Origin of the sequence: Nonomuraea sp. NPDC052129, from assembly GCF_040680095.1 — a bacterium.
Classification (GTDB): domain Bacteria; phylum Actinomycetota; class Actinomycetes; order Streptosporangiales; family Streptosporangiaceae; genus Nonomuraea.
Genome location: NZ_JBFAVX010000042.1, coordinates 18,661 through 28,989, shown reverse-complemented (window position 1 = coordinate 28,989; position 10,329 = coordinate 18,661). Strand labels below are relative to the sequence as shown.

Here is a 10,329-nt window from a genome sequence, read left to right as displayed (position 1 = left end):
TCACCCCTCTGCCATACTGCGCAGTTCTCGCTTGATCACTTTTCCGGCGGCGTTCCTGGGTAATGTGTCCATGCACAGCAGCCGGGTCGGCAGCTCGTGCTGGGCGAGCCGCTCGGCCAGGAAGGCGCGTACGCCGGCCAGCGTCACCGGCTCGCGGGACACCACCGCCGCCGCCACCACCATGCCCATGACCGGATGCGTCACCCCGAACACCGACGCCTCGGAGACGGCCGGATGCTCGTGCAGCGCGGCCTCGACCTGGAGCGTCGAGACCTTGAAGGCGCCCGACTTGATGACGTCGCTCTCCCGGTCGACCAGGTACAGGTAGCCGTCGTCGTCCAGGTAGCCGAGGTCGCCCATGCGTACCCAGCCGTCCTGGAAGGTGTCCTGCCGCTGCTCGCGGTAGTAGGACCGGGAGTGCGCGGCGGCGCGCAGCCACACCTCGCCGGTCTCGCCGGGCGGGGCCGGGTCGCCGTCGGCGTTCATGATCCGCAGGCTGCCGGCGGCGTGCCCGAGCGCGCCCGGCCGGTCGGGGTCGTAGATCATGACGGTCTGGGCGGGCGCCGCCTCGGTCGAGGTGTAGTAGTTCGCGACCGTCGCGTTCGGGAACGCCTCGGTCAGCTCGGCCGCGACCCTCGGTGGCAGCGCGGCGGCGGCCGAGCCGAGCAACAGCACGCTCGACAGGTCGTGACGGTCCTGGACACGCGCGCCGAGTAGTTCGATGGCCATCGCGGGCACCACGAACACGGTCCCGGCAGCGTACGACTCGATGAGCGCCGCGAAGCGGGCCGGCGTGAACAGCGGCAGCGTGACCACGGTGGGGGCGGCGCTCAGCGCGTGGAGCAGCATGACCTGGCCGGCGTTCGTGCCGATGGGGAAGGCGTGCACGAGATGCCTGGAGTGAGCGAACGGGCGGCGTTTGGGGTGTACGGGCGGGGAGGTGAGGTTCGCGTGGCTGGCCGCCACGCCCTTGGGCTGCCCGGTGGTGCCGGAGGTGTAGAGGATCTGGGCGTAGCCGAGCGGATCGACCTTGACCGGGACCGGGCCGGTCGGGCCACCGAGCTCGTCGCCGCTCCGGATCATCGTCGTCGCACCGCAGTGCTTGATCAGGCGAGCCAGCTCCGGCTCGGCCAGGCGGTCCGACAGCGGGACCGCGACCGCGCCCGCCTTCAGCACCGCCATCCAGCTCACCGCGTAGTCGAGCCAGTCACGGCCGCCGAACACCAGCGCGACTCGGTCTCCTGGCCGTACGCCCTGGTCGAGCAGGCGATGGGCGGCGGCGTCAGAGCGCTCGTCCCACTCGCCGAGTGTCAGGCCGCCCGTTCCGGCGACGATGAGGGCCTCGTGGTCGGGGTCGGTGGCGGCTCGTGAGCTCAGCAGAGCAGGGACAGGACGGGCCGACTGAACCACCCCCCAAAATTATTATCGGGATGTCGCAAGACGCTAGAAAAAATGCACAATTGCGTCAACCCCTTACCGCCAGCCGCTTGCCGCCGTCAGGCCCCGCGTGACACACTCGCCCCGGATTTCCCTGGAAACGGGAGGGCTTGGCCAGGTGCAGACGGACGGGGATCTACGCGGACGCCTCGCGGACATGGTGGCCGAGGCCACCGACGGCGCGGTCGAGGCCGCCGAGGTGCTGGCCGGGGAGGCCAGGCTGGCCGATCTCGGCGTCACCTCGCTCGGCTATCTCAGGCTGATCGACGCGGTGGAGGCGGAGTTCGGCATCGAACTCGACATGACCTCGGCCGACAGCCTGGACGAGCTGGTGGACTACTTACGGCTCCATGCTTGAGTCGCCGCTGACCTGGGGGCAGCAGGACATCTGGCGGGCCGTGGTGGCGGCGCGGCCCCAGGAGCACTATCTCAACATCGGCCGGATCTTCGCCGCGCCGAAGCGGCCCGTCACCGTCGAACGCGCCGTCAAGGCCCTGGACGACCTGGTCGCCCGGCACGAGGCGCTGCGCACCCGGCTCAGCGGGCCGCGCGACTGCCCACGGCAGCGGATCTCGCCCATCGCCCGGCCGTACGTCGAGGTGACGGACGAATCCGCTCAGGTGGTGTGCGACCGGCTGTCGGGTGAGCCGTTCGACTACTGGGAGGAGTGGCCGCTGCGGGTGGCGTTCCTCGTGACCGGCGACTATGTCCGGCATGTCGTGCTGGTGCTCTGCCATCTGGCCGCCGACGGGCACGCGGCCGATCTCCTGGTGAAGGACTTCCGGCTGCTCCTGCTGCGCGACTCGCTGCCCCCGCCGGAGAGCGCCACGCCGCGCGAGCTGGCCGAGTGGCAGCGCTCGGCCGAGGGCAAGCGTACGTCCGACGAGGCGCTGGCCTTCTGGCTGTCCGAATACCGGCGCATGGATCCCGTGGCCCTGTCGGACGTCCCGCGGCGCCCGCGGTTCTGGGAGGTCACGATGACCTCGGCGGCCATCGCCGCGGCGACGCAGGCCGTGGCCGCCCGCGAGCGGGTGAGCTCCTCGACGGTGCTGCTCACGGCGGCGATCCGGCTCGCCGGACGGCTCACGGGCCAGCGGTTCTGCGGCATGCGGGTGATCGTCAACAACCGATTCGCGGCAGAGCGCCGCGACGTGGTCTCCACGATCTCGCAGGAGGGGCTCGTCCTGCTCGACTTGCGTACGCCGGACTTCGGGGAGTTGGTACGGCAGGGCTGGCAGGTGGCCTTACGGGCCTACCGGCAGGCCCAGTTCGACCCGTACGCGATGGAGGAGGCGGTGTCGGGCATGGGGCCGGGGATCAGGTCGTTCGGCTGCTTCAACGACCAGCGGCTGGTGCAGCGCGACGAGGCGACAGGTCTGGACGAACGGGCCGTACGCGCCTCGATGGAGCGGACCGAGCTGGTCTGGACGGACACCATGGACCGCAACATCTGCGACTTCCGGCTGCACGTCGGCGGCGAGCCGGGGCGGATGGAGGTGTCGCTGTACGCCGACACCGGGCTGCTCGCGCCGCCGGGGATCGAACGCTTCCTGTACGACATGGAGTCGACGCTGGTCGAGGCGGCGTTCGCATGAGCCTGTACGCGGCGGCCACGTCGTGCGCGCAGGGGGAGTCGCTCCGGTTCCACCTGCTCGGGGGCGGCGGCCCGATCACCGTCGAGGACGTGCCGTCGGGGCGGGTCATGCTCCGGGACACGGCCGAGGGCGACACCTGGACGCTGAAGGTGGGCGCGGACTGGCCCAGCTCCCTCTATCGCGCCGTCGTCGGCGACGGGTCCGCATATTTCGTCGTACGTGCGGCTGTTCCCGCTTCGCCGGTGATGGTGGCGATTCCCTTTCCCACCTGGGAGGCCTACAACCGGCCCGGCGTGCCCGGTGAAGGGCTCTACCAGGCCGAGCAGCCCGATCGGGCGGTCAAGGTCAGCTTCGACCGGCCGGGGGCGGGGCCGCAGATCGAGGAGTGGGAGCTGGGGCTGCTGCGGTGGCTCGGGCCGTCGGGCCATCCGGTCGACTACTGCTCGGGGCTGGACCTGCACGACGGTCTCGACCTGCTGAGCCGTTACCGGTTGCTGGTGATCAACGGGCACGACGAGTACTGGTCGTGGGAGATGCGGGACGCGGTGGAGGCGTTCGCGCGGGCCGGTGGAAATATCGCCATATTCTCCGGCAACACCTGCTGGTGGCAGGTCCGCTTCGAGGACGACCTCCGCACGATGGTCTGCTACCGCGACGCCGTCGCCGACCCCCTCGCCGCCACCGACCCCGGCCGGGCCACCGTCGAATGGCCCAGCGAACCCGTCAACCGCCCGGAGAACACCCTGACCGGCCTCACCTTCCGGAACGGCGCGGGCTGCTGGGTCGACTCACGGGTGATGGCCCACGAGTCGTACACGGCCCGCTTCGCCGACCACTGGGTGTTCGACGGCACCGGGCTGGCCGACGGCGACGCCTTCGGCACGGGCGCGCTCGGCTACGAGACGGACGCCGCCGACCTCGAATGGGTGGACGGGGTGCCGAGGGCGACGGGCCGCGACGGCACACCGCCGTCGTTCGTCGTCCTCGCCACAGCCGACCTGAGCCACTGGCGCCGGTACGGGAAGGGCGGTGCGGCCACGATGGGCGTACACCGCCTCGGCGCGGGGACCGTCTTCAACGCCGGCACCATCAACTGGGGCAACACCCTCCACGACCCCGTCCTGGACAGAATCACCCGAAACGTCCTCGACCGCCTGTCCCACCCTCCAAGCCACCCACCCTCCTGGGACGCGATCGGCCCCGCCCCAACCTGCCCGCCTGCTCGCGAGTCGTCTCATGGTGCCGGTGGCGGCACGCGTGCTCTGGTCGCCTGCGACAGCCGGCTCTTCGCCGCCTGCTCGGACGGGACACTCGCCGTCCGCGACATCTCCGGACAGAACCTGCCATGGCAGATGATCGACGAGACCGACGTGATCGCTCTGGCGGCCCCTCGGGAGGCCCACGGCGGCCCACCCGCCGGCCTGTACGGGGTGGCTCCAGACGGAACGATCCGCTACCGCGCCCCCGTGTTGGCCAGATCCACTTGGCAGGACGTCAGCCAGGCCCCCGAGGGCACCACCGGCTTGGCCGCAGTGGACGAGGGCCTGTTCGCCGTCACCTCGGCGGGCGAGCTGTGGCACCTCCCGATCCGGCGGCTGGACACCCACGACTGGGCCCGAGCGGGCTCGGCCGGTGGCGCGGTGAGCCTGACCGCGATGAACGGGCGCCTGTTCGCCGTCTCCGCCGACCGGATCCTGACCAGACCCGCTGAGCGACACGAGACCGCCTGGCAGGACCTGGGCCCGGCGGGGGGCCACACCGTCCTCGCCGCCTCCGCCGGACGACTCATCGGCACCGGCCCGGGGACCGGCCTCTCCTGGCGGTGAGAGCGGGGTCAGAGGAGACCGAGCCGGCCGAGCATGCCGAGCTGGTCGCTGCTGCCCCACCGTTCCACCAGCTTGCCGTCGGCGAAGCGGCTGATCTGCATGCCGCGATAACTCACCTTCTTGCCGGTGGCCGGATGGCCCATGAGGTCGCCGAGGTGGGTGCCGCTGATGGTGTAGGCGAAGGCCAGCTCGTCATCGGTGGCGATCAGGTGCTCGACCTCGACGCGCAGATCTGGGAACGCGGTGCGCATCTCGCCGAACATGGCCTTGTAACCGTCGGGACCCGGCCCTTGCCCGGGGGCGGGATCGTGGTCCACGGCATCGGGCGCGACCACTTCGTCCAAGATGGCGAAGTCGCCGCTCATCACCGCGGTGGCGAAGCGTTGCTGGGCGGCGAGGTTGGCTTCGTAGGTCATGTCTCTCCGTACAGTCAGTCGGCGATGGCCGGTCACGTCCCACGGACAGTGGATCTTTGTGCGACTCTGTTTCTGCAGGTTAGGCGGCGAGCGTCTGCAGGGGTGGGTCTTGGACGGGGCGTGTCGCCGGGGATCGCACGGAGGCCGCTTCTATGGACGGTCACTCGCGTAGGCCGTTTCTACGGACGGTCGCTCACGAGCGCCGCTTTGGGAGCGGTGGCTTTCGCAGACCGCTTCTACGGGCGGTCGCTTTCGTAGGCCAGCCACTGCGCGCAGGTGTGCAGCCCGTAGTCCAGTGTCACGCTCGGCCGCCAGCCCAGCTCGGCGGCGGCCCGCTCGACATCGACCAGCGGCTTCGGCGGGCCGTCGGACGTTTCGACGTCCAGCGGCCGCACGGCCCCTGACACCGCCTCGGCCAGCTCCCGCATGCCCAGCCGTTCCGGATTGGCGATGTTGAACACCCGCGACACCGGATTCCCCGCCAGCGCCGCCAGTACCGCGCGAGCGACGTCCTGGACGTGCACCAACTGCGTGGGAGAGCCCGTGACGGGCGCGGGACGGTTGAGCGACGACCGCAGCACCAGCTCCGCGACCGCGCCTTGCTGCGGCATCCCAGGCCCATAGGGCTCGCCCAGCCGCAACACCACGGCGCTGCCCGCCTCCTCCTCCACCTGCCGAATGGCCCGCACCAGCGGCGCGTCCCCGAGTGGCGGGGAGGTCGCGTGCTTCCCATCCCCGTAGACGGCGCACGAGCTGAGCAGGACGCCGCCGCGTCCGTCGGCGAAGGCCGCTCGCGCCAGCCGCAGCTCCTTCTCGGGGTCGACGTCCTCGTCCCAGCCGAGCGCGCAGACATGCACCACCGCGGCGGCGCCGGCCTCGGGACCGACTGTTCGATAGCCGTGGTCGGCGAGCGCGCCCGCCAGATGGTCGCGGACGAACGTGTCGCCGCCCGTCAGAGCCACCACGGGGCGGTCGGCGAAGGCCCTGGGACGGTGTCCGGGCCGGTCGGCCAGGCCCGCCTCCAGGCCCGCGCGGGCCACCTCGTGCAACTCGGGCGCGAGCCGGGCGAGCTCCCGGGCCCCGAGCTCATGGCAGAGCCCGCCGGGACCCATCGTGGCGAGCGCCCGGTCCAGCACGCGCGGATCGGCACGGTCCACACCGCGCGGATCGTCGTCGTCCCCAGTGTCGTCCGGGGCACCGTCTCGATCGGTCTGGCCGTGAACGATGCCCATTGTGTAGGCCGTGAGCCAGAGCGGCCAGTGCCGGGTCGCCGCCCTGGTCCGCAGCGACTCGGCGTCGATGCCCCGCCCCGCCAGGTAGTCCTCGCAGCCGATGTCACGCCACCGTCCGGTACCGGGGACGCGGATGGCGCACTGGGCCACCCCACGCTTGAAGAACGGGATCACCGGCAGCCCCCCGAGCACGCGCTCCTCGGAGCGCCGATCCGCCTGCGGGCCGTTCGGGAAGAAGCCCTCCGAGCCGTCCGGGAACAAGCCCTGCGGGTCGTCGGCAAAGAAACAGGGAGAGCGGCGCAGCCCCTGGAAGTCGTTGTCCACCAGGCTCGCCAGGTCCTCGTGCTCGGCCAGGCTAGGCACCGCCACGAACACGGGCACCCCCGCCTGCCTCAGGTACCGCCCCATGAGCACGTCGTCGGGCCAGGTGTCGCCCCGGTCGCGGGCCCATTCCACGTACCCGCCCGCGACCTGTCTGGGCAGCAGCAGGGCCGCCACCGGCGTGTACTCGCCGGCCCCAGGCACCCACCGCGCCCCGGCGAGCGCGCCCTGCCGGACGGCGGCGCCGTTGCGCGAGTTCCAGAAGGCGAACAGGGCGAGCGCGGCGTGCGGCATGGCGCGGGCGGCACTTTCGGCGCGTTGGAAGAACGTGCTCGAGAGCACCATGTCGTCGTGCAGCAGCAGATGGTGCGTGGCGTCCGACGGGATGCTGGACCAGGCGAGCAGCGAGGTACGGAACGCCGAAGGACGCCCCGCCGGATCGGGATCGGTGACGACGTCGAAGACGCCACCGGCCAGCCGGATGGCCGCCTCCCTGCGCTGGGGATGCGCCATCACAGCCCCAGTCAGCTTCACGTGCCCAGGCATGCGCCTACCGCGAGCTCGCCCGACTCCAGCAGGTCGAGGGCGTCGCGCCGCTCCCCGCCGTCCCACTGCACCTCGCGGACGACCAGCAGCCCCGAGCCGCACGCCACCAGCACCCCGGCGACGCCGGTGGACCAGACGGGGGCGAGTACGGTGCCGGGCGGTTCTTGGCCGCCGTATTCGATCAGGTCGGCGCTGTGCACGAACAGCTTGCGGCCACCGACGAAGGTGAAGGCCCCCGGGTACGGCGCGGCCAGCGCGCGGATCCAGTCGTAGAGGTCGTCGGCCGGCTTGGACCAGTCGATCACCCCGTCCTCCGGACGGCGCTTGTCCCACCACGAGCCGCCCGGGGGCTGCGGTCGTGCCACCACTTGTCCCGCCAGCAGCAGCGGCACGTACTTGGCGAGCAGCTCGATGTTGATCTCGGTGACCTTGCGGTACACCTCGGTGACGTCGTCGCGGCGGCTGATCGTGAACTCCCGCTGCGCGATGAGGTCCCCGGTGTCGGCGCCCTCGTCGAGGAAGAACAGGCTCACCGCGCTCGTCGTCAGCCGCTTGATGATGGTCCACGGCAGCGCGGCGCGTCCCCGGCCCTCCGGCAGGCGGGTGGGGTGCAGGCCGATCGAGCCGAGCGGGCAGACCGACAGCAGCGGCTCGCGGACGAGCTGCGACCACCCGGCGATCACGAACAGGTCCATCTCCTTGACCCGCTCGTACGCCTCGCCGTCGTTGATGTCGGCGGTCTCCAGCAGCGGGATGCCGTGCTTCTCGGACGCCTCCCGCAGCGGCGCGTACCCCGAACGATGCTGCAGCTTCGGCGGATAGCCGATGAGCAGCGACGGGGGAGCGCCCTGCGCGGCCAGTACGTCCACGGCGGGGGCGGCGAACTCCATGCCCGTGGCGAACGCGAACGTCTTCACCTGAATTGTGGCGCGGAGACCCGGTCCTTCAGGGCCGGGAGGAAGCGCCACCCCTCCTTTCGAAAACAGAATGGAAAGTCTCGGTCACGTTCGGTAATGTGTGCGGTGGGTGAGGGCGCTGTTACAGGAGGTGCGCGATGGCGATCCGCCGCTCCGCGACCAAACGTCACGGCCTGCCCTCGATCGTGCAACTGCGGCTGACGCTGGCCCCGGCCCAGGCTGAGGCGCTGGTGGCGGCGGTGCTGTTGTGCAATCAGGCGGCCACCCTCGTGTCCCGGCTGGCCTTCCAGCATCGCGTATTTGCCGCAGTGGAGTTGCACCGCCTCGCCTACTACGAGGTGCGGGCGCAGGTGGCCGGGCTGGGCGCGCAAGCGGCCGTGCGGGCGATCGCCCGGGTCGCCGGCGCCTACGCCAACCGGCGCGCCAGCAAGAAACGCGCTCACATCTTCCGCCCGCACGGAGCCATCCCCTACGACGCCCGGCTGATGAGCTTCAACCGGGACGCCCGCACCGTGTCGCTGTGGACCCCCACCGGCCGCGTCACCGTCCCCTACACCGGCCGACCAGATGACCTCAAAGCCGTGGATGTGCTGCCGCTCGGCGAGGCCGACCTGATCTGCCGACGCGGCGTGTGGCTGCTGCAGGTCGCGGTCACCCTGCCGAAGCCGGTGGTGCGTGAGCCGGTCGGCGGCTTTGTGGGGGTGGATCAGGGGGTGGCGAACCTGACGGTCACCTCCGACGGCGCAGTGCTGCCCGGCCCCGCCCTGCCGGGACCGGTCGGCGGTAACGGCCACGTCCGCACCCTGCGGGAGCGGCGCCATCGCCAACGCCGGCGCCTGCAGAGGAAGGGGACGTCTGCGGCGCGGCGGGTGCTGCGCCGTCTGTCCGGTCGTGAGCACCGGATGATGACCGACCTCAACCACCAAATCTCGACGTTCGTGGTGCGTGAAGCCGAACGCACCGGCCGCGGGATCGCCCTGGAGGACCTTCAGGGCATTCGCGGGCGGGTAAGGGCTCATCGGTTCCAGCGGCGCACCCTGCACAACTGGGCGTTCGCCCAGCAGATCACCTTCACCCGCTACAAGGCCGCCCGGGCCGGGATCGCCTTCCTGCTGGTCGACCCCGCCTACACCTCGCAGGCGTGTCCGGACTGTGGGTGTATATCCAGGGCGAATCGGCTGGCGCGGGACCGGTTCGTCTGCGAAAGGTGTGGCCTCGCTGGGCACGCCGACCACATCGCGGCCCGCAACATCGCCACACGCGGCATAGCGGGCTGGGCTGCCATCAACCAGCCACACGCTACCGGCCTCCCTTCACCCAGACGGGACCGCGAGAGCAAACCACCGGCTTCAGTCGGTGGTAGTTGATAAGACCTCCCTCAGCACCCCGAACGCTTCGGCGTGCGTGACACCGATCTCCGCGCCGCGCAGTGTCGCCAGCGCCGTCACCGACTCCTCGCTCCTGATGTGCGGGGAGGGCCGGTGCTGGCTCTTGTAGCCGCGCAGCGCCTCTAGTTTGCGTTCTATGTGGGGGCTGATGTCGCAGAATGCCGTCGATCGCGGCATCGGTTCGGCGGCCCACTGGATCTTCGACATCTCGTACAGCAGCACGGTCGGCACCAGCCACTTGCCGAACTGCTGGGCGATGGGCCGGGCCGCCGCGAACCCGGCGCCGAACACCGCGAGATGGTCCTGGTCGTAGTCGGCGAAGCTGGGCAGCAGGAGCAGGTCGGGTCGCCGCTCGTTCAGCGTCCGTTCGAACAGGTCGACCAGCTCCCTGCGCGGCAGCGTGTCGAGCCGCTCGGTCAGGTCCATGTCGCCGTACGCGATGTCGTACGAGAAGCCCAGCGTGGCCTGTACGGCCTCGATCTCCTCCAGCCGCTGCTGATAGCTGGTGGCGCCGTCGAGGCCGTAGTGCCGCATGCCGTCGACCGCCAGATACAGGACGTGGACCTCGGCACCCGCCTCGACCTGCGCGGCGATCAGGCCGCCGCAGCCGAGTACCTCGTCGTCGGCGTGCGGAGAGATCACCAGCACACG

The 10,329-nt window shown here is 70.9% G+C and carries 9 protein-coding genes; 4 read left to right on the top strand and 5 right to left on the bottom strand.

Translation table 11 applies throughout. The features are described 5' to 3' along the window. Complete coding sequence (locus AB0L53_RS51520; protein WP_364011874.1) at positions 1 to 1,410, bottom strand: AMP-binding protein; 1,410 nt, start codon at positions 1,408 to 1,410, stop codon at positions 1 to 3. A 145-nt stretch (positions 1,411 to 1,555) separates the two neighbouring features. On the opposite strand from AB0L53_RS51520, the gene AB0L53_RS51515 reads away from it, so the two are divergent. From AB0L53_RS51515 to AB0L53_RS51505, 3 genes are read left to right on the top strand one after another with little or no spacing between them, the layout of a single operon-like run. Beyond that, positions 1,556 to 1,795 carry an acyl carrier protein gene (locus AB0L53_RS51515; RefSeq protein ID WP_357942352.1) on the top strand — a complete coding sequence of 80 codons (240 nt, stop codon included), beginning with the start codon at positions 1,556 to 1,558 and terminating at the stop codon, positions 1,793 to 1,795. Beyond that, on the top strand, positions 1,788 to 3,032 hold the full coding sequence (locus AB0L53_RS51510; RefSeq protein WP_364011870.1) for a condensation domain-containing protein: 1,245 nt from the start codon (positions 1,788 to 1,790) through the stop codon (positions 3,030 to 3,032). Before AB0L53_RS51515 ends, AB0L53_RS51510 begins: the two co-directional genes overlap by 8 nt. After that, the gene (locus AB0L53_RS51505; protein ID WP_364011867.1) at positions 3,029 to 4,858 is read left to right on the top strand and encodes a N,N-dimethylformamidase beta subunit family domain-containing protein; all 1,830 of its coding nucleotides are present in this window, start codon (positions 3,029 to 3,031) and stop codon (positions 4,856 to 4,858) included. The genes AB0L53_RS51510 and AB0L53_RS51505 overlap by 4 nt, the downstream gene beginning before the upstream one ends. An 8-nt stretch (positions 4,859 to 4,866) precedes the next feature. On the opposite strand, the gene AB0L53_RS51500 is transcribed toward AB0L53_RS51505, so the two are convergent. The 3 genes from AB0L53_RS51500 to AB0L53_RS51490 all read right to left on the bottom strand — a co-directional run bounded on the left by AB0L53_RS51500 (position 4,867) and on the right by AB0L53_RS51490 (position 8,290). After that, positions 4,867 to 5,274: an ester cyclase gene (locus tag AB0L53_RS51500; RefSeq protein WP_358426609.1), complete on the bottom strand. Its 408-nt coding sequence runs from the start codon at positions 5,272 to 5,274 to the stop codon at positions 4,867 to 4,869. A 236-nt stretch (positions 5,275 to 5,510) separates the two neighbouring features. Further along, the gene (locus AB0L53_RS51495) at positions 5,511 to 7,340 is read right to left on the bottom strand and encodes an NAD-dependent epimerase/dehydratase family protein (protein WP_364011863.1); all 1,830 of its coding nucleotides are present in this window, start codon (positions 7,338 to 7,340) and stop codon (positions 5,511 to 5,513) included. Between the two features lie 17 nt (positions 7,341 to 7,357). After that, positions 7,358 to 8,290, bottom strand: a complete 933-nt coding sequence (locus AB0L53_RS51490) for a methionyl-tRNA formyltransferase (RefSeq protein WP_364011860.1) — start codon at positions 8,288 to 8,290, stop codon at positions 7,358 to 7,360. Positions 8,291 to 8,427: 137 nt separating this feature from the next. Between AB0L53_RS51490 and AB0L53_RS51485 the strand changes: the two genes are divergently transcribed. Continuing rightward, a complete protein-coding gene (locus AB0L53_RS51485) occupies positions 8,428 to 9,657 on the top strand; it encodes a transposase (RefSeq protein WP_364011857.1) in 1,230 nt (409 codons plus the stop codon). Here AB0L53_RS51485 and AB0L53_RS51480 read toward each other — a convergent pair. Continuing rightward, the gene (locus AB0L53_RS51480; RefSeq protein WP_364011854.1) at positions 9,640 to 10,320 is read right to left on the bottom strand and encodes a PIG-L family deacetylase; all 681 of its coding nucleotides are present in this window, start codon (positions 10,318 to 10,320) and stop codon (positions 9,640 to 9,642) included. The two genes, AB0L53_RS51485 and AB0L53_RS51480, sit on opposite strands and share 18 nt — an antisense overlap. Between the last annotated feature and the right edge of the window lie 9 nt (positions 10,321 to 10,329).

Bases quoted from the DNA above. Each gene is read 5' to 3' on its own strand.
- AB0L53_RS51510 (WP_364011870.1), top strand. From the start codon at position 1,788: ATGCTTGAGTCGCCGCTGACCTGGGGGCAGCAGGACATCTGGCGGGCC.
- AB0L53_RS51485 (WP_364011857.1), top strand. From the start codon at position 8,428: ATGGCGATCCGCCGCTCCGCGACCAAACGTCACGGCCTGCCCTCGATC.
- AB0L53_RS51495 (WP_364011863.1), bottom strand. From the start codon at position 7,340: ATGGCGCATCCCCAGCGCAGGGAGGCGGCCATCCGGCTGGCCGGTGGC.
- AB0L53_RS51500 (WP_358426609.1), bottom strand. From the start codon at position 5,274: ATGACCTACGAAGCCAACCTCGCCGCCCAGCAACGCTTCGCCACCGCG.
- AB0L53_RS51505 (WP_364011867.1), top strand. From the start codon at position 3,029: ATGAGCCTGTACGCGGCGGCCACGTCGTGCGCGCAGGGGGAGTCGCTC.